Origin of the sequence: Marinomonas maritima, from assembly GCF_024435075.2 — a bacterium.
GTDB lineage: Bacteria > Pseudomonadota > Gammaproteobacteria > Pseudomonadales > Marinomonadaceae > Marinomonas > Marinomonas maritima.
In genome coordinates, this window is the sequence record NZ_JAMZEG020000002.1 from 589,887 (window position 1) to 614,648 (window position 24,762).

Sequence of the window (24,762 nt, forward strand, 5' to 3'; positions counted from 1 at the left end):
AATGAAGCAAATCAGTACTCAGCGCCATCAATTAGCGGAAGGGCCATTTTGGAGCCAAGCCGAGCAAGCCTTATATTGGGTCGACATTCCCGCTTGCCAAGTGTGGCGTTGGCACCAAGCGTCGAATGAGACCCAACATTGGACACTGCCGAAAAAAGTCTCTGCGGTGTTTACCACTCAGAGCGATCGTCTGTTAGTCGCTCTGTCTGATGAAATTGCGTATTTAGATAAAACCACGGGCGAGTTAGAACACCTGTGCGATTTAGACACCGATATTGCTGGCAATCGAAGTAACGACGCTAAGTGCGACCCGAATGGTGTGCTTTGGGTTGGCACTATGGACGACGCCGAAAAGGTCGCGTCGGGTCGACTGTGGAAAATCACACCCGAAGGCAAAAAAACGCTTATGTTAGAAGGCATTGGCATTGCCAATACACTGGCGTGGGACGAGTCACGCGGGCGCTTTTATTTTGGCGATTCCATGACCCGAAAAGTACACGCTTTTCCGTATCCTGAATTTTATGACGTGCGCAAACAGACGCCATTTTTCGAAGTGAAAGAAGGCATTGGCGCGGACGGTTCTTGTCTCGATGCCGACGATTGTTTATGGAATGCAAACTGGGATGGTGCTCGCATTGTGCGCTATAGCCCTGATGGCGAAGTACTACAAACGATTGAATTGCCTTTTTCTAAGCCAACGTGTTGTGTGTTTGGCGGCGAGAATGGCATGACCTTATTTATCACGTCGGCCAGTGTGGCAACGAATGATGAAACGTTGGCGAATCAACCGTTGGCAGGTCATGTGGTGGCGATCGATTTAACCAAAATGAACATTGCCGGTGCGCCAAGCCAGCCTTTCGCAGGAGCATAGAAGATGAAATTAGGCGTTTGTTATTACCCTGAACATTGGCCAAAAAGCCGTTGGGTGGAAGATGCGCAGCATATGCAGCGCATTGGCATTGAATACGTTCGTATTGGCGAGTTCAGCTGGAGCACGATTGAACCAGAACCCAATGAGTTGCATTGGCAATGGTTGGATGAATCATTAGACATTCTTCACGCTCATGGCTTGAAAGTAATTTTAGGCACACCTACTGCGACACCGCCAAAGTGGCTGGTGGATCGTCATCCTTCTATGTTGGCAAAAGACGAGCAGGGGCGAGTGCGAGGCTTTGGCTCTCGTCGGCATTACACATTTGCCAGTCTGGAGTATCGAGAAGAGTGCCACCGAATAGTGACGTTAATGGCCGAGCGCTATGGTCAACATCCTGCCGTGGTGTCTTGGCAGACCGACAATGAATACGGCTGTCACAACACCATTTTAAGCTATGCCGAAACGGATTTGGTCGCGTTTCGTATTTGGTTGGCAGAGAAATACGGCACGATTGCGGCGCTAAACAAAGCGTGGGGCAATGTCTTTTGGAGCATGGATTATCGTTCGTTCGATGAAATTGAATTGCCGAATTTGACCGTGACCGAAGCGAATCCTTCTCATCGTTTGGACTTTCAGCGTTGTTGTTCAGACCAAGTGGTTGCCTTTAATAAGCTGCAAGTGGCTATTCTGCGAGAGCATTCTGCGGGGCGTGATTTGGTTCATAACTACATGGGCTTTTTTACCGCGTTTGACCATCATAAAGTCGGTCAAGATTTGGATGTGGCGAGTTGGGATACCTACCCACTGGGCTTTTTGGATCAAGAAGCCATTTATACCGAAGAAGAAAAGCACGCGTATTTACGGGTTGGTCATCCTGACTTTGGCGCGTTTCATCATGATTTGTATCGTGGGTGTGGAAAAGGCCGTTTGTGGATCATGGAGCAACAACCAGGCCCAGTGAATTGGGCGCCACATAACCCAACGCCGGCAAATGGCGCCGTGCGTTTATGGACGTGGGAAGCCTTTTCTCATGGTGCGGAACTTGTCTCGTATTTCCGTTGGCGTCAGGCGCCTTTTGGGCAAGAACAAATGCACGCGGGTTTATTGCGACCGGATGCACAAGAAGCCGAAGCCGCACAAGAAGCCGCTTTAGTTGCCGCGGAAGTGAAGGTGTTGGCGGAATCCTTGGGGCTGGATGCTGAAGCGTTGATGTCTTTGCCGAGCGCAGGGAAAGTCGCGTTAATGTTTGATTACGACGCTTGTTGGTCGCTGGATATCCAGCCTCAATCCCGCGCTTATCGTTATTTATTCTGGTGTTATCGCTTGTATGAAGCCCTGCGTGAGCTTGGCTTATCTGTCGACATTATTCCCAGTGATGCGTCTTTGGATACTTATGAGTTGCTGGTTTTACCGGCACAGGCGCATGTCTCCTCAGGGTTACAGGCAAGGCTGAATACATTTAAAGGCGTGTTGCTAGCGGGACCTAGAACGGGCAGCAAAACCGATAGCTATCAAATTCCTGACAACCTTGCACCAGGGCCGTTGGCGAGTTTATTACCGCTGACAGTAGAGCGTGTTGATGCGTTACCTAATCACACTCAGCCAGCAGTATCTGGCCGTTGGGGCGCGGGCAATCTAATGCATTGGCATGAACAAATTAAAACGACACTGCCTTGTTTGTTAAAAGATGATGGTGGCAACCCTGTGTTGATGGGAGAAGGGCGTCATTTTTACCTTGGTTCTTGTATCGACAATGGCTTATTAAAAGCGAGTTTGAGCAAATTGGCAGATCTCGCAGAGCTAACGACTCAATATCTACCTAAAGGCGTTCGAGTTCGTGAACGTGGCAAGGTTATTTTTGCCTTTAATTACGCGTCTCATGAGGTGTTTTTTGAACCAGAAGGGGCTGAGTTGATCATTGGTCATCGTCATTTAGCGGCGGCTGGAGTGTCGATTTGGAAAAAGTGTTAAAAAAGCTAAAAATAAAATGGAACTTAGTTTCTTTTATTGATTATGCGTTAAAATTGATTAATAATGAAACCTAGTTCCAATTAATAAAATAAAAAGAGGGCTTAGTTAAATGAAAAAAATCCAATCGTTATTAGTCGGTGCCATGGCATTGACCGCGGTTTCCATGGCGAATGCTGGCACCTTGGTGATCAACTCAGATCAAGCGGATCCAGCGCCGAAAAAAGCATTTGCTGAAATCGTGCAAAAATTTGAAGGGGAAAACCCGGATATCACCGTCAAATACAATTTGTATGACAAAGAAGGTTATAAAACCGCCATCCGTAATTGGTTGTCGACCAGTCCACCAGATGTTGTTTTCTGGTATGCGGGCAATCGTATGAAGGCGTTTGTTGATCGCGGTTTGTTTGAAGACGTGAGCGATGTTTGGAAAAAAGAAGATCTGAAAACAAACATGCCCTCTGCCACACCGGCGATGACGATCAATGATAAACAGTGGGGTATTCCTTACACTTATTATCAATGGGGTATTTATTATCGAAAAGACATTTTTGATACGTTAGGACTTTCTGAACCAAAAACATGGGATGAATTTCTCGCGGTCAACGCCAAGCTAAAAGCCAATGACATCGCGCCCATTGCGATTGGTACTAAGTATTTGTGGACCGCTGCGGGTTGGTTCGATTATTTGAATATGCGCACCAATGGTTTGGATTTTCATATTGATTTAATGGATGGGAAAATCCCTTACACGGACCCTCGTGTTCGTAAAACGTTTGAACACTGGAAGGTATTGGTGGATAACGGTTACTTCCTAGAAAATCATGCGTCTTATTCTTGGCAAGAAGCACAACCATTTATGTACAACGGCAAAGCGGCAATGTATTTAATTGGTAACTTTATTGCGCCAAACTTCCCAAAAGAGCTTGATGGAAAAATGGGTTTCTTCCAGTTCCCGCAAATTGATCCAGCGGTTGGTATGGCAGAAGACGCGCCAATGGATACGATTCATATTCCAGCGAAAGCAGCGAACAAAAAAGACGCACGTAAATTCTTAGAGTTTATGGCGCGTGCTGACAATCAGACTTTGGTGAATGCGGCGTTATTGCAAATTCCACCGCATAAAAAAGCCCATGCGCCTGATAATTACTTTTTAAACAAAGGCGTAGAGATGTTGAATAATTCGTCTGGTACGGCTCAGTTTTATGACCGTGATACGGACCCAAGCATGGCGCAAGAAGGTATGAAAGGCTTCCAAGAATTCATGGTAAAACCTGAGCGTCTTGATGCAATCTTGAAGCGTCTTGAAGGTGTGAGAAAGCGTGTTTTTAAATAACGGGTAATACAGATCATCGCCTTTAGCGGTGTGAATTCGAGGTTATGTTATTTCAAAAACCAGCTTCAACTTATTGAAGCTGGTTTTTTGTTTGTTGTGTATTTGTCCTAGAAAAAAATCAAGTGGTAAAGACGGTGAATCTGAGTGCTTGTTTATTCTTCTTTTATTAGGGGAGGTGGGAAAAAGTGATACTGGTGGCACTTTAGGTTTAATCTTTGGTTGGTCTATGGTCTAATTTTTCTAAATAAATATCTTATTAGGAATAATATTATGTCGCTTAAAACCTCACTTTCTTTCGCTTTAGTGGTAACCGCCGCCTCCACATCCAGTTATACCTTGGCGTATGACGACTATTGCACACCTAAGTTAGATGCCTACCTAAAAAACACTCAAAAAACCGTTGATTCTAAGTACATTTCAGAACGCCAAAGAGATGTCGCTCAAAAAATCCTTGATAAGGTGAAGGCGAGCCGTAACGAGACAAAAGACTGTGTGCTAATCGATAAGCTGTTGCCGTAATTATTACTAACTTTTCATAGCAGAATGGGCTTTTTCTGATATGTTTTAATGTATCGAGTAATTGGCATTGGTGCTTTACTCACAGTATTTGAAAATGTGATGAGATGGAGAAGCTGAATGGGTAAATTAGAGGCGGCTTTAAAAGTCGCTAAATCTCTTATGAGAATGCCTTGCGCTGGCCTCGTTTTTCAAGATGGTAAGGTCCTGTATTCGGGAGAGGTTACTGGTCTTAAATGGGACGACTTTTCTCGTGGGCTTTCTTACACACAGCTGTTGTCTTCTTCTCGCTTTCTTGATGTTCAAAGTGCGCCCTCTGTCCCTTTGGCTTTTTCTAATTTTCCTTGTTTATCCAGTGTGATTGTTGAACCTTTAGCACGTTATAAGGCGAGTTTGTTTTTTTTAAGCGATGAGCCTTCTTTACTGGAGGCTGCTGATCTAGAAGAACACATGACTACCTTGCTTGATTTGTTCTCGACTTTATTAGAAACCACGTCGCCACCTCCAGAAGCGGGTCAGGCACTTATTAGTTACAAAGACTTAATTCGACTAAACAATAACGTGCCCGTTTTAATCGCATTGGTGAATAAAGATCTTCGTTATGAGTTTATCAATGACACTTACGAGCAGCGTTTTTCAATACAGAAAGACAACGTAGTAGGTAGGCATGTGAAGGAACATATTCCTTTTGATAGTAACCCAACCATTAAAGCTAGGTTTGAAGAAACGTTACAAGGCAAGCCTTCGCGCTTTCAATATGAAGTGCGTCAAGGTAGTGATAATGAGCTGAGGTTCATTGGTGCGTATTGTGTACCCCGTATAGATCAAGGCGAAGTGACAGGGCTGTATTTGTGTATGCAAGATGTCACTGCACAACGAAGAACGCTGCATACTTTAAAATGCTTACATGAAGTGACGGCAAACACTTGTTTGTCATTAGATGAAAAGTTGCAGCGTATTTTACAGGTTGGCGCTGAACAGTTTGCTTTACCCATTGGGCTGATTAGTTCAATAGAAGGTGAGTCCTATCGTGTTGAATACAGCCATACTCCTAACGGTGAGGTGCTTCCTGGTGCCGTATTCGAGTTAGGCAATACATATTGTGTGCATACGCTTGGAAGTGATTTACCAACGTCTTATTTTCATACCGCTATGAGCGATATCAAAGAGCATCCTTGTTATCAAAATTTTGGCTTAGAAGCGTACATAGGTATTGTTGTTTATGTTGGCGGAAAACGGTGGGGGACGTTGAATTTTTCAAGCCCGAATCCGAAGAAAAAAGCGTTTGGTGACGATGACTATGAAGTGATGAAGTTGCTTGCTCAGTGGGTTGGTAATGAAATCACTCGACAGCAGAGTGAGGTAAAACTAACAGGGGCTGAGCGCCAGCAACGTCTCATTTTAGAGGCGGTCCATGAGGGAATATTTGGTGTAAATAACGAAGGTGTTATTACCTTCGCTAATTCGGCTGCGTGTAAAATATTGGGCTATTCTTTAGACGAGTTACTGAATAACACCTTGTTTACGTTGCTTTCTCATCGAGATGAGAATGGTGCTCTTTACTCTTCAGAATTAAGCCCTATACATAAAACATTGAAAACCGGTGAAAGTAGTCAGGCTCGTGGCGAATATTTTGGCCGTAATGGTGATGTTTCTTTCGTGTGTGAGTATACCTGTATTGCGATGCGGTCAGAGCAGGGCGATGTGGAAGGCGCTGTTATTTCATTCCAGGATAGAACTGAGCAAATGGACGCTGAGTCTGAATTTCACGAACAGAAAATGCTTTTTGAGTCATTGTTTTTGAATGCCCCTGAGGCCATTGTCATGGTAGGGAATGACCGTAAAATTAAAATGATTAACCCTGCCTTTACGGAATTGTTTGGTTACGATCTTGATGACGTTTTGGAAGAAAGCACTAAAATGCTGTACGCCAATGAAAGTGATTTCATAAAACGAGGTAGCGCTTATGGCGATGACCCAAAAAGTGTCTTAAATCGTTATAGGGTTAGTTACAAAAGTAAGCAGGGTCATATTATTCATACTGAAACGATTGGCAGTATGGTGCCTAATCCTGACGGCGGCTTAGGAGGGTACATTGGCCACATTCGTGATGTTAGTGAGCGCTTAGAAGTCGAGCAAAAAATGATCGACACTAATTTGCGCTTGTCTATTGCTGCCGATGCGGCAGGCATTGGTGTGTGGGAACTTGATTTAGCCGATCATACACTTCATTGGGATGATTGGATGTACCGCCTGTATAGCGCAAGCAAAGAAGAGAATGTATCCCCACTCCAAATTTGGGAAGCGTGCGTTCTTCCAGAAGATAAAGTTCGATTAGAAAAGGTCTTAGCTCTTCTAGAGGAGGATGTTGTAAACGGCAAAATAGAAAAAAACATGTCTTCCATTTCTAAGTATTTAGATACGGACTTTAGAGTTGTACGACAAGATGGTCAAAACCGTTATTTGAAGTCTAATGCCGCTGTTGTTTTCGATGAGGCTGGGAAGCCCTCTCGTCTTATAGGGGTCAATATGGATATTACCTCAGGCAAAGAAACGGAAGTTGTTTTACGCGAAGCAAGCAAGCAAGCGATGGCGGCAAGCAAAGCCAAAAGCGACTTTCTCGCGACGATGAGTCATGAAATTAGAACGCCATTAAACGGTGTTTTAGGCATGGCAGAGCTGCTTTCTTCCACAAGGTTAGATTCAGAGCAAAATGAGCAACTGCGAATTTTGAAAGAATCGGGAGAGAGTTTATTAAGCCTTATCAATGATTTGTTGGATTTCTCGAAAATTGAAGCGGGCCATCTTTCTATTGAGAAAATGGATTTTGATTTGGAAAAATCCATTTATGATATTGCACGCTTATTAATGGTTAAAGCGGAAGAAAAAGGCATCGATTTACTGATCGAGTATGATGATAATTGCCCGCGTTTTTTGGTGGGCGATGTTTTTCGTATAAAGCAAATTTTGATCAACTTAATGAGTAATGCGATTAAGTTTACGAATGTTGGTCATGTATTAGTATCAACAAAAGGTGTGGTTAATCAGCAAGGCATCGTATCAGTGACTATTAATGTTACCGATACCGGTGTTGGCGTTGCTAAGGATGTTCAGTCATGTCTATTTGATGCTTTTGTGCAGGCAGACAGTTCAACGACGCGTAAATTTGGCGGTACGGGTCTAGGGCTTGCGATTACCAAGCAGCTGATAGGGTTGATGCATGGTGATATCTCATTGTTAAGTGAATTGGGGGTGGGATCGACTTTTACTGTTCATTTTACTTTGCCAGAAAGTCATGCAATGCCCAAGATAGAAACCGTAGTTAATGAATCCTTGTTGGTAGGTAAGAAAGCGTTAGTAGTTGATGATAATGAGACAAACTTAACTATCTTAAGGAACCAATTAAAATCCTGTGGCATTGATGCGGATATGGACATTAGTCCTGTTGATGCTTTGTTCCATATCAAACAGGCGATAGACAGTGGTGCGCCATACGATATTATTGTTTTAGATTATATGATGCCTGAGTTAGACGGCTTGATGTTGGCTGAATTGATTCGTGTTGAAAGTAAGTCGCTGGTTCAGCCTATTCTATTGATGACATCGTCGGCTGGTGTGTTATCTCAAGAAGAGTTATCTGTCGCGGGTATTAATGTGTGCATTGCTAAGCCTATGGGCGGGGCGTCATTGAAAAAAGGTCTGATATCAGCCCTGTCTTCTGGTTCCATAGGGCAACAGTTTTCTAGTGGGGAGTTGTCTCGATCTGATAATGAGCAAGATAAAAAATTTGATAGCAACGGCGGCGCTTTAAGAAAAGGTGTTATCTTGGTTGTCGAAGATATGAAGGCAAATATGGCAGTTGCCCGAGGTATTTTAACGAAATTAGGCTTTGATGTTTTTGAGGCGGAAGACGGGGCGATTGGTATAGAAAAGTGGGAGGCTCATCATCCGGATTTGATTTTTATGGATTTGCATATGCCGGTTATGGATGGACTTTCTGCAATGCGACGTATTAGGCAGGTTGAGAAAAGCGGTGATGGAAAACGTGTTCCGATTGTCGCGTTGACCGCGGATATTATGCCAGCAACACTATCAGAAGTGCTTCGTGCAGGCGGTGATGGATTAGTACCAAAACCCTTTAAGCAAAAAGAGTTAATAGAGATGTTGGATAAATGGTTGTCAGTTGATCAGTCGTCAGTTGTTGTTTCGGAAGATAAAAGTGAACCGATAGAGACATCTGTTTTTGATGTTCAGTCTAATGAAGTGATTGATGTTCAGTCTAATGAAGTGATTGATGAGTCAGTACTTAATGATTTGAAATCGATTTTGGGTGACGATTATTTATTGTTAATTGACGCATTTTTTAGTGATGCTGATGGCATCATTGATTCTTTTAACAAGATGGTCGAAAAAGTAGATATGCCTGACTATACTTCTGTGTCTCAGCTCTCTCATAGTTTGAAATCGATTAGCCAAAATGTAGGCGCTATGACCTTATCCTCTATGGCAGCTCAGCTTGAATTGGAGAGTCGTCAAGATGACGTGCCGAAATTGCAGGCTAAATTAGGTGCATTAATAGTGATGTACCAGAACGTTAAAAACGAACTTCAGCGCATAGCGGCAGGATTATGAAAGTATTAATTGTTGATGATACAAAAACCGATCGCTTATTACTTAAGCTGCATTTATCGAAGCTGGGTTACGAGGTAATAGAAGCGGCGAATGGACAAGAGGCGATAGAACAATTTGTTGAACATTCGAATGAGCTTGACCTTATTTTAATTGATGTTCAAATGCCGTATATGAATGGGTTTGAAGCAGTAAAATCCATTCGTGAAATACAAGAACAGAAAAAACAAGAGTGGTTACCTGTTATATTTTTAAGCGCCAGTGCTGAAGATACCGATATTGAAGAGGGTATTTTGGCTGGTGGCGATGATTACCTTATAAAGCCAATTAGCCAAAAAGTTCTTTCTGCAAAAATGTTGGCGATGAACCGAATTGCAGGCATGAGACGCCGATTGGTGGAGTCCAATCGTATTCTTAATGAATTAGCGACTACAGACCATTTAACAGGCTCAGCGAATCGTCGTGCCTTTGAGTCTATCCTGGAGCATGAAATGTCTTCTAGTCGCCGTTATGGTAATCGTTTAGCGTGCGCTATTTTTGATTTAGATAAGTTTAAAGTGATAAATGACACTTTTGGTCATGATGCTGGAGACGCTGTTTTGGTTGAGGTGGTTAATCGAATTAAAGCGAATTTAAGAGAAGGTGACACTGTTGGACGCTTAGGCGGAGAAGAGTTTGGTATTATTCTGCCTAATGTTGAGGAGGGTGAAATTCTTGCTGCATTTGACCGTTATCGTTGCATTGTGGCGGATCAGCCAGTCGTACATGACAGTATCAATATTGCAGTTACTGCCAGTATTGGTGTGGCTGTTTATGCAGGAGAGGAAGAGAGTAAAGAGGTTTTGTTGAAGCGTGCAGATGAATCACTGTATGAAGCTAAAGAGACGGGGCGTAATCGAGTCGTTTATCATCCTTAGTTTTTCTTATTCTGTAAATGGGTTCTTTTGTTACTTAAATTTTCAATAAAAAAGCCGAAAATCATTCGATTTTCGGTTTTTTTATGTCCAGCTGATGGCGATTAGTTACGCAACCGCTGCATCTTTACTCTGATTGACTTTCTGGTTCACTGTTGCCAACAGTGCTTGAATGGAAGCAGAAACAATGTCGTTATCAATCGCAACACCGTTAAAACGATCACCATTAATATTAGCCTGAACATAAGCAATGGCTTGTGAGTCGCTGCCGACAGTTAAGGCGTGCTCTTGATACTGAATAATGTCGACACGCATGTTGAAGTGCTTGCCTAAGGCTTCGCTAAACGCAGACAGCGCGCCATTGCCATTGCCTGTTATTCTCACCTTGGTGTCATTGGAGACAAGCTCGGCATTAACCGTATCAACATCATCTTTTGCTAGATCGTATCGACCCAAGTTGTAGGGCGTGGTACCGGTCATAAAGCTGCTTTCGAACAAGTCTTTCATGGATTCAGCATTGACAACACCACCGGCTTGTTCGGCAAATTTCTGGACAATTGGGCTGAATTCAACCTGTAACCAGCGCGGTAATGCCAAGCCAAACTCTTGTTCAAGGGTATAGGCGATACCGCCTTTGCCTGATTGGCTATTCACACGAATAACTTCTTGGTAGCTACGACCCACATCGCGAGGATCAATTGGCAAGTAAGCCACGTCCCAAGGTTTATCGTCGGTCTGGTTGGCCAAGCATTTTTTAATGGCATCTTGATGAGAGCCAGAAAAAGCAGTGAACACTAATTCGCCAGCGTACGGGTGGCGCGGGTGAACTTGTAACAAGGTGCAGGCTTGAACAACACTTATGATGCGGTCCATATCGCCTAATGCTAATTTTGGATCAATGCCTTGGCTGTATATGTTCATGGCCATAGTGACGATGTCCATGTTGCCTGTGCGTTCGCCATTGCCTAACAAAGTACCTTCAATGCGATCTGCGCCAGCCATAATGCCTAGCTCTGCCGCTGCGACACCGCATCCACGGTCATTGTGAGTGTGTAAGCTGACGAACATACAGTCGCGCTTTTTAACGTTGCGGCAGAAGTATTCAATTTGGTCAGCGTAACGATTTGGAGTAGACACTTCGACGGTTGCTGGTAGGTTGATAATTACTTTGTTATCGGGTGTTGGTTGCCAAACGTCCACAACAGCGTCTACCACTTCAATGGCGTAATCAATTTCGGTGCCAGTGAAGCTTTCAGGAGAATATTGGAAAACCCATTCTGTTTCTGGGTGTTTTTTTGCGTGTTCTTTGACACATTTTGCGCCGTCTACTGCAATCTTCTTGATGCCTTCCATGTCCATGCGAAAGACTTGCTCACGCTGTGTTTTTGATGTTGAGTTATAAACATGGACGATGGCTTTTTTAGCGCCTTTTAATGACTCATAAGTACGTTCAATCAACTCTGGGCGTGCTTGAGTTAATACTTGAACATAGACATCGTCTGGCACTTGGTCTTCTTCAATTAACCAGCGAACAAAATCAAAATCTAACTGAGATGCTGCAGGGAAGCCAACTTCAATTTCTTTAAAACCAACATCAACCAATAGAGCGAAAAATTGTTTCTTTTGTTCCACGGTCATTGGTTCTACCAATGCTTGGTTGCCGTCACGCAGGTCAACACTAGACCAGATAGGCGCTTTGGTGATGTCATTGTCAGGCCAAGTGCGATTTTTGATAGCGACGGGTTTAAACGGTGTGTACTTTTTATGGTTGAAAGCTGTGTGGTCAAAAGATGTCATTATCTTTCCCTTCTTCATGTTGTAGAGCGGGTAAGCTCGGTAGTTATTTTATTCACTTGGTTAAGTGTTTTTCAATGTTTCTATCATAGCGAATTTTATTGAGTAAAAGATTGCGTTTTTTTATGGAAATATCATGTTAAATAGCATTATATTGCGTAACGATTATTAAAATTAGCAGCTTAGGGCTATTTATATGGGTCTTGATAAGATTGATTTGAATATTTTGCGGGAATTACAGCAAGATTCTAGCTTAACAAACCAGGAGTTGGCTGATCGTGTAGGCCTTTCAGCATCGCCTTGTTTGCGGCGTGTTAAAGCTCTAGAGGAAAGTGGGGTTATTGATCGAAGTGTTACTTTACTCGATGAAAAGAAACTGGGTTTAAAGTTAACCGCTTTTATACAAATCAGCATGGATCGTCATACCCCTGACCGGTTTGAAGTATTTGAGTCTATGTTGGCATCTTATCCTGAGGTAAAGTCCTGTAATTTGGTGACAGGGCAGTCGGCTGATTATTTATTGGAAGTGGTCGTAGAAGACATGGAGCGTTATCAAGAATTTCTTCTTGGTCGGCTAACGCGTATCGCGGGTGTGACAGGCGTTCATTCGAGTTTTTTATTACGAAGAATCATAAATCGAACTTCACTCCCTCTGGATCATTTGATTTAGGAGGTTATTTCCTTATTTAGCATTGATATTTTAGCTTTTGACCAGATTAATGGGCGTTATACTTGTTAAAGTAAAAAAGTCCCTAGAGAGAAGTAGTTATGAGCGATTTGACAATAAAGCGTCGAGTGATGATCCCAATGAGGGCGGGCGATGTGATGGCCGAATTCATTTCTTTTAACGGAGATGATTCTGGCAAAGAACACATAGGGATATTTTTCGAAGGAAAGCAGGAAAAAACGGATAATAATGTGCCTTTAGTTCGTTTGCATTCAGAATGTCTAACGGGTGATGTCTTTGGGTCTGGTCGTTGCGATTGTGGTGAGCAGCTTGATGAAGCCATTGACCGTATTAATGAAGAAGGTGGTTATATTCTTTATTTACGACAAGAAGGGCGAGGTATTGGTTTATACGCCAAGTTAGAAGCATACGCATTGCAAGACCAAGGCTATGATACTTATCAGGCGAATGAAATGTTGCATTTACCCGACGATGGTCGAGACTTTGGCATTGCTGCCGACATGCTACAAGCGTTAGGTGTTTCAAGCGTTCGTTTATTGACCAACAACCCTGATAAAGCGCAGCAATTGACTGATAATGGCATTGATGTGGTTGAACTGGTTCCAACAAAGGTTCACGTAAATCAGCATAATCGTTTGTATCTAGAAACCAAGGCTAAGCGGAAGTTTCATACATTGAAATTTGACCCTATCTAATTAGAGGTTTGAATCAGAGCGAATGCTTAACATATTGACTGAACGTAAAAAGGCGCTTTGATAAGCGCCTTTTTTGTTTTAGTCGTAGATTCTTTATTTTTTTGGTGCTGGTTTTTTCTTTTTCTTTTTCGCGCTCGGTGAACGAGCTTTTGTCTTTGGTTCAAGTCCTTCAATACGGCCAAATTTAATGTTAGCTTGCATGAATCGCTGAATTTTTTCGATCATCGGTAGGTCATTGATATCGATTAACGAAATGCAATCACCTGGTTCCCCTTCACGAGAGGCTCGTCCAGCGCGATGGATATAGGAATCGGCTTTACGTGGGAGACGAAGGTTGACCACGGTATTGATCTCTGGAAGGTCGATTCCACGAGATGCCACATCGGTTGCCACCAATACTTGCAAGCGCCCGCGTTTCATCTGCTTCATATGTTCGCTGCGATCACCTTGTTTCATTTCGCCGTGTAAACCGTCACACATTAAGCCCATTTTACGGATGCGCTGTACCCAGATATCAACGTGTTCGCGGTTGGAAACAAATAAGACTGCTTGTTGGACACGCTCTTGCATTAGTAGGTGTTTTAAAACGGCTTCTTTGTGTTCTTCGCTGTCAACTCGATAGGCAACTTGTCGAATTTGACTGGGTACGGTTCGAGAAGACTCACCTAAACGGATTTGTTGTGTTTCACTGTTCAGTAAGGCGCTTGCAAAACGCCCCATTTTTTCGCCTTCTAGGGTGGCAGAAAACATGAGGGTTTGGTGCTCTTTTGGTAATTCTTTGGCGATATGATTAATGGCGCTAACAAAGCCCATGTCCAACATGCGATCTGCTTCGTCGATGACGAAGTAAGAGACGTCAGTTAGGTCTAGCCATCGTTTTTCGTCGAGCTCTACTAATCGTCCAGGTGTAGCGACAAGAATGTCGCATGGCTCTGATAATTGTTGTTGTTGCATACCGTAAGGCGTACCACCAATAATAAGGTGAGACTGAATGCGGGTATGTTGTGTTAGTTGCTGTACTACATTAAAAATTTGACGTGCTAGCTCTCGACTTGGCGCCAATATTAATACTTTAGGAGCGGTTGTGGATTGTTCGTCTCGGTCCAGAATATGCTGAATGGCCGGTGCACAGAAGGCAATGGTTTTCCCCGTCCCTGTTGGTGCAGTAGCAAGGAGATCAGAGCCGTCTAAGGCGATCGGAATAGCTTGTTCTTGGATTTCTGTTGGGGTCTCAAAGCCAAGGTCACTTATGGCTCGTTCTATGGTGAAATCCAAATCTAATTCAGCAAATGACATGTAAACTCTCTGTAGCGGGATAAATGGCGCGACCTCTATGATACTCGTAATGAGTATGGACGTATGGCCACTATAAATGGGCTGTATTGTTAATCATGATACCTTGTTTTTAAGGGATTCGAAATCGAAACCTCAGGTGATGCTCTTATAAGTTAGACCCTTTGTACGCTTTGTTCTAAAATACAAAAAAATATTGATAAGAAGGCGCGTTATGCTGCTATCGGATGAGTTAGTTACCACTCAAACAATGAAGTGGGTAAAAGATTTTATTGTGGCGTTAAATGTTTGTCCGTTTGCTAAGCGCGAAGTGGAGAGAGAAAGTATTCGCTGCATGGTTTTGCGATCTAAGAAAATAGATGTGGCATTGGAAGAGCTAATGTCGGAAGTTCAGTGGTTGGATGAACATCCTGAAACAGAGACGACACTGCTTATTTTTCCAACGTTGTTTCAAGACTTTCATCGTTATTTAGACTTTGTTGAAGCGGCTGAAAACTTAATGTTCGATCAAGGTTGCGAAGGTGTTTATCAGTTGGCGACTTTTCATCCTAATTATTGCTTTTCAGGAACAGAGCCAGACGATGTTTCGAATTACACCAATCGTTCACCATACCCTATGCTGCACTTATTAAGAGAGGGCAGTATGGATAAAGCGATTGAGTTTTATGGTGATACGTCCCAGATTCCGAATCAAAATATTGAAAAAATGGAAGTACTTGGGAAGTCCAAGTTAGACGATATGTTTGCTGTTTGTATGGCAGTCGATAAAGACTAACTTGAGATTTCAAACTATCAGTATTGCGCTTACTCATGAAGTGCGTATAGTGCGAAAAAAATTGCTTGCCGGAGAATTCATGGCTACTCAAATTGGACGCTTAAATACATTAAGAGTCGTAAAAGAAAAAGATTTTGGTGTGTATTTAGACGCTGATCAATTAGGTGAGATTTTGCTGCCTAAGCGATATGTACCTAAAGGCCTGTTGGTTGACCAAGATGTAGAAGTGTTTGTTTATTTAGACTCGGACGATAAATTAATTGCGACAACGGATTTACCAAAGGCTCAAGTGGGCGAATTTGCCGCTTTAACGGCGGTAGCGGTCAATCAGGTCGGTGCTTTTTTTGACTGGGGTTTACCAAAAGATTTGTTGGTGCCTTTTAGTCAGCAAAAAAATCGAGTAGAAGAGGGTGAAACGCATTTACTTTTTATCTACCTAGATAACATCACTAACCGTATTGTGGCAACAACAAGAGTGGATGCGCTGCTCAATCGTGAAGAAGCACCGTACAAAGTAGGCGATAAAGTTTCTATTATCATCGGTGATAAAACCAATATTGGTTTTAAGTGCGTTATTGATAATCGCTTTTGGGGTGTTTTGTTTTTTGAAGATGCTTTTAGGCAGCTCCGCAAAGGTGAAAAAACCACTGGTTTTATTAAGCAGATGCGTGAAGATGGCAAGATTGACTTGAGCCTTCAAGAAGTGGGTTATAAGAAAGTTCGCAATATTTTAGATGATATTTTGGATTACTTAGATGCGCAGGGTGGAGAGTCGCCATTAACGGATAAAGCGTCACCTGAAGCTATTTATGCTGTTTTTAAAGTCAGTAAAGCGACCTATAAAAAAGCGATTGGTGCACTCTACAAAGAGAAAAAAATTCAACTTACAAAAGAAAAAATCACCAAACTGTAAGTTTTTTTAAAATGGTTAGATCGGGTTTTAAATTTTTGAGCCCCAAAAAAGCTGCTAAGTAATGCTTAGCAGTTTTTTTTGTGTTTCTTCACGCTGCTCTGGAAAAGCGACGCCATTAAACAGCAGTTGTTGAATAGGTAGGTCTATCGGGCTGTTGCTTAGAAGAAAGCCAGAAATGAAACTGTTTTCAGTTTGTCGTTGTAATCTGATGTCTTCGTGCATCGAGGATCGATTTAAGCGTGTCAGCTGAGCGATGGTATTTACCCTGTTTTTAAGGTTTTCAGGGGTTAGATGTTGGCTTTGTTCGGCGTAGCTGAATTTTGGATGAGCAAATATATTTGCTAATTCAGATAATGTTGCGCTGACTAAGGGTTTGAATTCATCGTTTAGAATGTCGCCGTTGTGTATATTGAAGATCGCGGTAATAGGGTTAATGACCGCATTGACTGCCAGTTTTTCAATCATCCTTTGACGAATATTAGTGACAGTTAAGCTGTCAATTGGAAATGTTTTGGCTGGTGTTGATGGTTGCCATTCGCCAAAGTAAGTATCACCTAAACCGGTATGTTTAATGTGATTGGCTTCTATTTTTAAAACCCCTTCACTGGTTATTCCTGCCCATAGCGTTTGGTTATCCGATAAAACGTTCTGTAGTTCTTCTTGAGCGCCTATGCCGTTACACAGGCAGGCAATGTTCGCATCGTCTGTAATGTGTTTAGCGACTTTTAGAAACGCATCTTTTAAGTCAAATGATTTTGTGCAGAGTAATACATTGTCGTATTGCTCACTTAACTCATCGGCGGCAAAGCTTTTAATTTTGTGTTTTGTTGCTGTGATTTGTTGCTGGCCGTCTTCATTGGTTAGTGATTCCAGCGTTATTTTTTTACCAGGATTCTCTGACCGATACACTAGATGGACTTTATTGCCGAGTTTTTCTAGCTTACAGGCCCAAAATAGGCCGATAGCGCCAGCGCCGATGACTAACCAAGGCGTGTTCTTCATAATAGTTTTCCATTAGGTGTTTTATTTCAATCCCTGTTATTATCGCTCCAAAATACCTATTTGAACATGAAAAGGAGCAGAAAATGCCATCATTTGACGTAGTATCTGAACTAGATTGGCACGAAGTCAGTAATGCCGTGGATCAAGCTAACCGAGAAATTGTCACTCGCTATGATTTTAAGGGTGTAAAAGCCAGTTATGAAATTAAAGATAAAACCAGTGTTGTGATGGAGGCTGAGGCGGAACCTCAACTTCGTCAGATGTCTGATATTCTAAATCAAAAATTGGTTGGCCGTAATATCGATTTAAAAAGTTTAGAAAAAGAAGATGTCGTAAAAGGCAATATGCGTGCATCGCAAGCCGTTAGAATGAAAGAAGGCCTTGAAACGGACGAAGCAAAAAAAATCGTAAAATTGATTAAAGAAAGTAAGATCAAAGTGCAGGCGCAGATTCAAGGCGATCAACTTCGTGTTACTGGTAAAAAACGCGATGAATTGCAGCAAGTCATGGCGTTGCTACGTAGTGCTGATTTAGCACAGCCGGTTCAATTTACTAACTTTAGAGATTAAGTTTTTAGACGTAATTTTTCTAGAATGTCAGTTGCTAAAGGGGGGGTAGTATTTTCTAGCACCCCTTAATTTTATGGATGTTCATTTATGGACAGCCTTGTACCAATGATAATCCACCCCTCTTGTTCAAGTCTTGCCCTTTGTCTGATGTAGGCGTCTGTATTTTCCGCGAAACTGATTCTTCGTTGCGAGTTGACTACTCTGTGCCAAGGTAATTTAGTGTCTTTGGGAAGATTTTTCATTAAACGACCGACTTGTCGTGCATAGCCTGGAAAGCCTGCTTGCTTTGCCAGCTCTCCATAAGCAATGCATTCTCCTGACGGGACCTCGTTTAAAATAACGAGTACTTGAGATTTAAAATGGTCCATCGCTTGATTAGTCACACATTCGCCCATAGATAGGTGTTATTCGTTGAATTCAAGTATCAAATTAAAGAAGGTGATTATGAGATTTGCTCTTTTACTTTTTATTCTAGTGCCCATTATTGAAATGACGGTCTTGATCCAAGTCGGTAGTAAGATTGGCGCATTGGCAACCGTTGGTTTGGTATTTCTTACCGCTATTGTAGGTGTCACGCTCATTCGTAAGCAAGGATTAGAAACATCTTTAAAAGCGCAAGAAAAAATGCGCCGTGGTGAGTTGCCTGCCTCAGAAGTTGCTGAAGGCTTAATGTTGGTTTTTGCTGGACTGTGTTTGCTTATTCCGGGGTTCATGACGGACGCTATTGGCGCATTATTACTGGTTCCGCCACTAAGGAAACTGTTCGCTGCCGGTTTGGTTCTTAAGTTCATTAGTTCAATGATGGCTCGTGGTAATCAATGGCGTGGTGGGCAAGGTTATGCATCACGACAAGAAGGAGAGATCATTGAAGGTGAATACGCCAATGAAGATAATGATTTAATAGATAAAAAATAATTTTTCGAGTGGGTTGAAATACGAATTACTAACCGTATATAAAGCCGATGAGAGATTCTTGTGTATACCATGAGATTTTAATCCTGCCAGGGGAATCCTGGTGTTGTTTTAATTGGAGAAAATGATTGATGAATATTCGCCCTTTGCACGATCGTGTTGTTGTTCGCCGTAAAGAAGAAGAGACAACAACCGCATCTGGTATCGTTCTTCCTGGTTCTGCAACAGAAAAGCCTACACAAGGTAAAGTTTTGGCTGTAGGTACGGGTCGTATTCAATCTAATGGTGACGTTCAAGCGTTAGCTGTTAGTGTTGGTGACACTGTATTGTTTGGCCAATACTCAGGTCAGACAGTGAAAATCAATGGTGAAGAACTACTTATTATGAAAGAAGACGAAATTTACGGTGTTGTTGAAGCCTAAGTTGTCTTTGTGGTTCATATTCGATTTGCAATATTTAAAACAGTTTAAAGGTATTAAGAATGTCAGCTAAAGAAGTTAAATTCGGAGACAGTGCACGCCAGCAAATGCTGAGAGGTGTGAACGTTCTTGCAGATGCAGTTAAAGTTACTTTGGGACCTAAAGGTCGTAACGTAATTATTGAAAAATCTTTCGGTGCGCCACTTGTTACTAAAGACGGTGTGACTGTTGCGAAAGAAATTGAACTTGAGAATAAGTTCGAAAACATGGGCGCACAAATGGTGAAAGAAGTTGCTTCTCAAGCCAATGATGTTGCTGGTGACGGAACAACAACAGCAACAGTTCTTGCTCAAGCAATTGTTACTGAAGGTCTTAAAGCGGTTGCAGCTGGACGTAACCCAATGGACCTTAAGCGCGGTATCGACAAAGCGGCTGCAGCAGTAGTAAAAGAAATTGCTGCGCTTTCTACGCCTTGTAAAGATACTCGTGCCGTAGAGCAAGTTGGTACTATCTCTGCTAACTCTGATTCTTCTGTTGGTAAAATCATTGCGGAAGCAATGGAACGCGTCGGAAAAGAAGGCGTTATCACGGTAGAAGAAGGTTCTGGCTTTGAAGATGAACTTGCTGTGGTAGAGGGTATGCAGTTTGATCGCGGCTACCTATCTCCTTACTTCATCAACAACCAAGAAACAATGAGTGCGGAACTAGAAAATCCATTCATTCTTCTTGTTGATAAGAAAATTTCAAATATCCGTGACTTGCTACCAATTTTGGAAGGTGTCGCTAAAGCGTCTCGTCCTTTATTGATCATTGCAGAAGACGTTGAAGGCGAAGCGTTAGCAACCTTAGTTGTTAACAGTATGCGCGGTATTGTTAAAGTAGCCGCTGCTAAAGCGCCTGGCTTTGGTGACCGTCGTAAAGCAATGCTTGAAGATATTGCCGTTATTTCTGGTGCTACCGTTATTTCTGAAGAAGTAGGTTTGAGCCTTGATACAGCGACTCTAGAGCTACTTGGTACGGCTAAACGCGTTACGCTAACGAAAGAAAGCACAACAATTGTTGATGGTGCTGGTGTTGCAGCAAACATCACTGGTCGTGTTGATCAAATTCGTGCTGAAATTGCTAACTCTTCTTCTGATTACGATAAAGAGAAGCTTCAAGAGCGTGTCGCTAAATTAGCTGGCGGTGTTGCCGTTATCAAAATTGGTGCAGCAACTGAATTGGCAATGAAAGAGAAAAAGACACGTGTAGACGACGCTCTTCATGCAACTCGCGCAGCGGTTGAAGAAGGTGTGGTTGCTGGTGGTGGTGTTGCACTGGTTCGTGCGCTGACTAAAGTTGTTGACCTTAAAGGTGATAACGAAGATCAAAATGTCGGTATCGCTCTAGCTCTACGTGCGATGGAAGCGCCAATGCGTCAAATCGTAACAAATGCTGGTGCAGAAGCTTCTGTAGTAGTTGATAAAGTAAAACAGGGCAAAGGTAACTACGGTTACAATGCGGCAACGGGTGAATACGGCGATATGTTGGAAATGGGTATTCTAGATCCAGCTAAAGTAACGCGTTCTGCACTTCAAGCGGCTGCTTCTGTTGCTGGTCTGATGATCACAACTGAAGCTATGATCGCTGATATACCAAAAGAAGATGCTGGCATGCCTGATATGGGTGGCATGGGCGGAATGGGTGGCATGGGCGGCATGATGTAAAAAATAGAGTGTAAGCTCTGTTTCGTGTAACCTAAGCACTGAATAAACGAAAGCCCGAATAGAAATATTCGGGCTTTTTATTTGGTTTTTTAATAACACTATTGATAATTGTTGTATGTTAGTGTGGCTTACTTATCGATTAAAAATCCCATCTACAAGAACTAGAATTGGATACCAATTCTAGTTCTTGTAATACAGTATTCAATACTGTGATTGTTCTTCATTCAAACGCTGAAAGATTAGCAACTTCAGATACTGCTATCTTTATATACGTAGAGAATTGCCAAAAACAAGTATTTCAAAGTGTTACTTTGAAAGGCTCACTTAAAACTTCATTAATGGAAGTTAGATATGATTAGTAAAGAAGATATTCTAAAAGCGCATATTCTCATCGTCGATGACATTCAAGCTGATGTTATTCTCTTAAAGGATATTCTCCACGAAGCTGGCTATAAGAACATTAATACAACGATAACACCTTCCACAGTAAGTGATTTGCATCACGCAAACGGCTATGACCTTATTTTATTAGATATGCAAATGTCAGATATGAACGGGTTTGAGGTGATGGCTGAGCTAAAGTCGAATTTATGTGATGATTATTTACCTATATTTGCTATTACCACTCAACCCGAAGACAAGTTGCGGGCAACGGCTGCCGGTGCAAAAGACATCATAACTAGACCGTTTGACATTTCTGAGATAAATCCGAGAATTCAAAATCAATTAGAAGTACGATTATTGTATAAAAAACTTGAAAATTACAATCAAGTATTAGAGTTAACAGTTCAGCAGCGTACTGCTGAACTGAGTGCTAGTGAAGCCCGCTACCGTTGCTTGATTGAATTAGCTTCTGATTGGTATTGGGAGCAAGATGAACATGGTTCTTTTACTATCGTTTCAGGGCCTGTCAGAGAAATGCTTGGTATTCAAACTGACCCTGGTGATGATAGCCGCCCTGAAGTTGAACAGCCAACGTGGAATGAATCAGAGAGAGAGGAATTACGTGACAAAATTGACAGCCGTCAACCCTTCCTAGATTTTGTTTTTAGTTGTGTTAATCCGGACGGAAGAGAGCAAAAATTTCAGGTGAGTGGTGAGCCTATGTTTAATCAATCAGCACGTTTTATTGGATACAGAGGTATTGGCGTTGAGCTTATCGTTAGTAATAATATGTCTGAACAAGGTAAGTAACGATGACATTACCTAATAAAATAATGGACGCTTATAATCCTAATCAAAATCATTTACTCGCGGCACTTCCTCTGAGTCAATTCGACGATTTGTCCGCTCATTTAGAGCTGCACCTAATGCCACTCGGTCAAATGCTCTATGAGCCCGGCGAAAAATTAGAATATGCCTACTTTCCGATAACATCTATTATCTCATTACATTATGTTATGGAATCAGGTGCTTCAGCTGAAACTGCCGGAGTAGGTAATGAAGGTATGGTCGGAATTCCCTTGTTTATGGGAGGTGATAGTACAGCTAGTTCAGCGGTGGTCCAAACCGCTGGATATGCATATAGGCTCACTAACAAGGTCTTAATGGAGCAATTCAACCTCGCTGGTTTCTTACAGCGTTTATTATTGCGCTATACACAAGCATTAATGACTCAAATGTCACAAACAGCAGTCTGTAATAGACACCATACTGTAGAACAGCAATTAAGCCGATGGTTATTGCTCACATTGGATCGTATGCCTTCTAATCAGTTAGTCATGACACATGAATTAGTTGCTAGTATGCTTGGTGTTCGTCGCGAAGGGATCTCAAAAGCGGCAGGGGAATTACAGCGTCTACGTCTTATTAGCTATCGTCGAGGTCATATAACGGTATTGAATAGAGCGGGTTTAGAGACTAAAGCCTGTGAGTGCTATACGGTGGTGAAAAACGAATTAGAACGTTTATTGTCTGATACGCTATACCGTCAATAAATATAGCTAGTAAAAATAAATAATTTATTCAGTTGATAGTAAGGTAAGGCTATTAAAAATTGATCAATTATCTAAGTGTAAAATTATAATGTGATTTTAATTATTAAAATCCGCAGAAGGCGTTATACTTCCTGCGGATTTTTTAATATTAATTAATAATCAGTATTTCAACTCTTCTATTTTTATTTCGACCGTCTATTGTTTCATTATTAGCAACAGGCTTTTCCTCCCCAAAGCCTTCAGAAGTAATGCGCTCAAGTGGGACTCCGCCAACCTCATTAAGAAACTTCATTACTTTATCTGCACGCAGTTTAGATAATTTCAAATTTGTTACGTGATAACCATTAGCATCAGTGTGCCCTGTAACTAATATTTTGGCATTAGGGTACTCTGCAATGGCTGAGCCTATTTTTTGTAAAAGTGAAAAGTTACGAGAATCTATTTCACTTTGTCCTGATGCAAAATAAAACCCTTGTGCGCGAATTAAAATATTATCTTTTTCTCGGTAAACATTGGCTTCATCTGCATTAAATAAATCTTGGATGAATGTGAGTTTTTTATTCTTTTCTAACTCAAGTTTTTCCCGTTGTTGATTGTTGCCTTTATATTTTGATTGTAATGCATTAAAATCTGCTTGCTTTGCCGTTAGCATTTCATCTCGTTGTTGAGCTAATTCATTACTGTCTTGTAGTACTTGACTAATTGTACGTGCAATTGTTTCCGTTAGATTTTTGGCTGATAAGTTCAAAGGTAACTCCATATTTAATGGCTTAACAGCTTTAGATAACTGCTTTTGGTGCCATAAAACAATGTCTTCTGAACTGAAATTATTCGCTCTAAATGCTTTAATAGTACTCGTTATCGAGATACTTTTTTCTGCTAACCAAATTGCTTGAGCTGCATGCCATTCTGCTTTTTCTTTACTCGTTTTATCGGCATTTAGCATCGACAAGGTTAAAGCGAGTTGATCCTCAGCCATCTTAAAGGTTTTTTCGGCGTATGTATCAGCATCAGCAGCACGTGCTTTAGCAAGGTACTCTTTAGCCTCATCTACGGTGGCCTTTTTTAAAGAAATTAGTTCTAAGCTCTGATAGTTCTGTATCATTGTAGCTCGATGTAATTTGGCACTTGCTATATCTCCTTGTTCTAAATCAAGCGTCATTTTCATGAATTCAACTTCAAGCTCTGACAATTTTTTAGGTGATTTTGTCAGAGCTCCATTTTCAATGGCTTGCGTTCTAGCATATAAAACATTGGAAAATATATTTTCAGCATTTTTAGCATTCTTTTTTGCTTGGTTAAGGTAGCCTTCACCACGTACAGCGGCTTCGACTGCTTTATAGTCATCTTTAATTGCTAATTCGTTAGATTCCTTTGAGGCATCAACAGCAAGTTTAAAACTATGCTGTGATAATAAAGCTAACATTTCTTGGTCGGAGTTATTTATAGATTGAGCTAGTATCGTGACTGATTGGTACTTATCTTCAGCCTCTGATTTGGTAAGCTCTTGCTTTGTGGCACAAGCACTAAGTAGCGTAGTTAACATTACTGTTAGTAATATTGGTTTTAGTAAAGTCTTCATGTTATTCCTTGATAAACGATGAGTTTTATTATGGATAGCTTCAACGTTATGCGTTTATTAGACAGCATCATTCCATTGGATGGTCTGCAAATTGTTTCTGCTGATTTTTCTACAAATAGCAATAGCTTATTGTGGAGTATCCATGATAATTGGGGAGGGATGGGTGAGTCTGTACGCTAGCGCACACATAATATTCTTGTTTAAATAAGCAAAGTAACTTTGGCTTATAGTGTTTGAGTT

General features: G+C 41.7%; 22 protein-coding genes. 17 read left to right on the top strand and 5 right to left on the bottom strand.

What is annotated here, in order from left to right; translation table 11 throughout:
• Position 1: 1 nt before the first annotated feature.
• The 6 genes from M3I01_RS08810 (at position 2) to M3I01_RS08835 (ending at position 10,240) form a co-directional block, all read left to right on the top strand.
• On the top strand, positions 2–871 hold the full coding sequence (locus M3I01_RS08810; protein ID WP_255895427.1) for an SMP-30/gluconolactonase/LRE family protein: 870 nt from the start codon (positions 2–4) through the stop codon (positions 869–871).
• 3 nt (positions 872–874) lie between these two features.
• Positions 875–2,845 (top strand): beta-galactosidase, encoded by a 1,971-nt coding sequence (locus tag M3I01_RS08815; protein ID WP_255895428.1) that lies wholly within the window; start codon positions 875–877, stop codon positions 2,843–2,845.
• Positions 2,846–2,954: 109 nt separating this feature from the next.
• Positions 2,955–4,178: an ABC transporter substrate-binding protein gene (locus M3I01_RS08820; RefSeq protein ID WP_255895429.1), complete on the top strand. Its 1,224-nt coding sequence runs from the start codon at positions 2,955–2,957 to the stop codon at positions 4,176–4,178.
• A gap of 270 nt (positions 4,179–4,448) precedes the next feature.
• Complete coding sequence (locus tag M3I01_RS08825; protein ID WP_255895430.1) at positions 4,449–4,697, top strand: hypothetical protein; 249 nt, start codon at positions 4,449–4,451, stop codon at positions 4,695–4,697.
• Between the two features lie 117 nt (positions 4,698–4,814).
• On the top strand, positions 4,815–9,326 hold the full coding sequence (locus tag M3I01_RS08830) for a PAS domain S-box protein (protein WP_255895431.1): 4,512 nt from the start codon (positions 4,815–4,817) through the stop codon (positions 9,324–9,326).
• The gene (locus M3I01_RS08835) at positions 9,323–10,240 is read left to right on the top strand and encodes a GGDEF domain-containing response regulator (RefSeq protein WP_255895432.1); all 918 of its coding nucleotides are present in this window, start codon (positions 9,323–9,325) and stop codon (positions 10,238–10,240) included. Before M3I01_RS08830 ends, M3I01_RS08835 begins: the two co-directional genes overlap by 4 nt.
• 105 nt (positions 10,241–10,345) lie before the next feature.
• Here the strand turns inward: M3I01_RS08835 and leuA are convergent, their stop codons facing one another.
• Positions 10,346–12,034 (bottom strand): 2-isopropylmalate synthase, encoded by a 1,689-nt coding sequence (leuA, locus tag M3I01_RS08840; protein WP_255895433.1) that lies wholly within the window; start codon positions 12,032–12,034, stop codon positions 10,346–10,348.
• Positions 12,035–12,227: 193 nt separating this feature from the next.
• Here leuA and M3I01_RS08845 point away from each other — a divergent pair, with 193 nt between their 5' ends.
• Positions 12,228–12,701 carry an Lrp/AsnC family transcriptional regulator gene (locus M3I01_RS08845; RefSeq protein WP_255895434.1) on the top strand — a complete coding sequence of 158 codons (474 nt, stop codon included), beginning with the start codon at positions 12,228–12,230 and terminating at the stop codon, positions 12,699–12,701.
• Positions 12,702–12,799: 98 nt separating this feature from the next.
• Positions 12,800–13,414: a GTP cyclohydrolase II gene (ribA, locus tag M3I01_RS08850; RefSeq protein ID WP_255895435.1), complete on the top strand. Its 615-nt coding sequence runs from the start codon at positions 12,800–12,802 to the stop codon at positions 13,412–13,414.
• Positions 13,415–13,507: 93 nt separating this feature from the next.
• On the opposite strand, the gene M3I01_RS08855 is transcribed toward ribA, so the two are convergent.
• The gene (locus tag M3I01_RS08855; protein WP_255895436.1) at positions 13,508–14,710 is read right to left on the bottom strand and encodes a DEAD/DEAH box helicase; all 1,203 of its coding nucleotides are present in this window, start codon (positions 14,708–14,710) and stop codon (positions 13,508–13,510) included.
• A 211-nt stretch (positions 14,711–14,921) separates the two neighbouring features.
• On the opposite strand from M3I01_RS08855, the gene M3I01_RS08860 reads away from it, so the two are divergent.
• Both M3I01_RS08860 and M3I01_RS08865 read left to right on the top strand, forming a co-directional pair.
• On the top strand, positions 14,922–15,482 hold the full coding sequence (locus tag M3I01_RS08860) for a DUF1415 domain-containing protein (protein ID WP_255895437.1): 561 nt from the start codon (positions 14,922–14,924) through the stop codon (positions 15,480–15,482).
• Between the two features lie 79 nt (positions 15,483–15,561).
• Positions 15,562–16,395, top strand: a complete 834-nt coding sequence (locus tag M3I01_RS08865; protein WP_255895438.1) for a CvfB family protein — start codon at positions 15,562–15,564, stop codon at positions 16,393–16,395.
• A 54-nt stretch (positions 16,396–16,449) separates the two neighbouring features.
• Here M3I01_RS08865 and M3I01_RS08870 read toward each other — a convergent pair whose 3' ends face one another.
• The gene (locus tag M3I01_RS08870) at positions 16,450–17,397 is read right to left on the bottom strand and encodes a ketopantoate reductase family protein (RefSeq protein WP_255895439.1); all 948 of its coding nucleotides are present in this window, start codon (positions 17,395–17,397) and stop codon (positions 16,450–16,452) included.
• An 83-nt stretch (positions 17,398–17,480) separates the two neighbouring features.
• On the opposite strand from M3I01_RS08870, the gene M3I01_RS08875 reads away from it, so the two are divergent.
• Entirely contained in the window at positions 17,481–17,966 is a 486-nt protein-coding gene (locus tag M3I01_RS08875) for a YajQ family cyclic di-GMP-binding protein (protein WP_255895440.1), read from the top strand.
• Between the two features lie 71 nt (positions 17,967–18,037).
• Here M3I01_RS08875 and M3I01_RS08880 read toward each other — a convergent pair whose 3' ends face one another.
• Positions 18,038–18,349, bottom strand: a complete 312-nt coding sequence (locus M3I01_RS08880) for an MGMT family protein (protein ID WP_255895441.1) — start codon at positions 18,347–18,349, stop codon at positions 18,038–18,040.
• A gap of 61 nt (positions 18,350–18,410) precedes the next feature.
• Here M3I01_RS08880 and M3I01_RS08885 point away from each other — a divergent pair, with 61 nt between their 5' ends.
• From M3I01_RS08885 to M3I01_RS08905, 5 genes are all read left to right on the top strand, one after another.
• The gene (locus M3I01_RS08885) at positions 18,411–18,881 is read left to right on the top strand and encodes an FxsA family protein (RefSeq protein WP_255895442.1); all 471 of its coding nucleotides are present in this window, start codon (positions 18,411–18,413) and stop codon (positions 18,879–18,881) included.
• A 128-nt stretch (positions 18,882–19,009) separates the two neighbouring features.
• Positions 19,010–19,300, top strand: coding sequence for a co-chaperone GroES (locus M3I01_RS08890; RefSeq protein WP_255895443.1), 291 nt, complete (start codon positions 19,010–19,012; stop codon positions 19,298–19,300).
• 59 nt (positions 19,301–19,359) lie between these two features.
• Entirely contained in the window at positions 19,360–21,003 is a 1,644-nt protein-coding gene (gene groL / locus M3I01_RS08895; RefSeq protein WP_255895444.1) for a chaperonin GroEL, read from the top strand.
• A 351-nt stretch (positions 21,004–21,354) separates the two neighbouring features.
• On the top strand, positions 21,355–22,197 hold the full coding sequence (locus M3I01_RS08900) for a response regulator (RefSeq protein WP_255895445.1): 843 nt from the start codon (positions 21,355–21,357) through the stop codon (positions 22,195–22,197).
• A gap of 2 nt (positions 22,198–22,199) precedes the next feature.
• Positions 22,200–22,940 carry a Crp/Fnr family transcriptional regulator gene (locus tag M3I01_RS08905; RefSeq protein WP_275565039.1) on the top strand — a complete coding sequence of 247 codons (741 nt, stop codon included), beginning with the start codon at positions 22,200–22,202 and terminating at the stop codon, positions 22,938–22,940.
• Between the two features lie 148 nt (positions 22,941–23,088).
• On the opposite strand, the gene M3I01_RS08910 is transcribed toward M3I01_RS08905, so the two are convergent.
• Positions 23,089–24,522 (bottom strand): OmpA family protein, encoded by a 1,434-nt coding sequence (locus M3I01_RS08910; protein WP_255895448.1) that lies wholly within the window; start codon positions 24,520–24,522, stop codon positions 23,089–23,091.
• 30 nt (positions 24,523–24,552) lie between these two features.
• Here M3I01_RS08910 and M3I01_RS08915 point away from each other — a divergent pair, with 30 nt between their 5' ends.
• A complete protein-coding gene (locus tag M3I01_RS08915) occupies positions 24,553–24,702 on the top strand; it encodes a hypothetical protein (RefSeq protein ID WP_255895449.1) in 150 nt (49 codons plus the stop codon).
• The last annotated feature ends 60 nt before the right edge of the window (positions 24,703–24,762 follow it).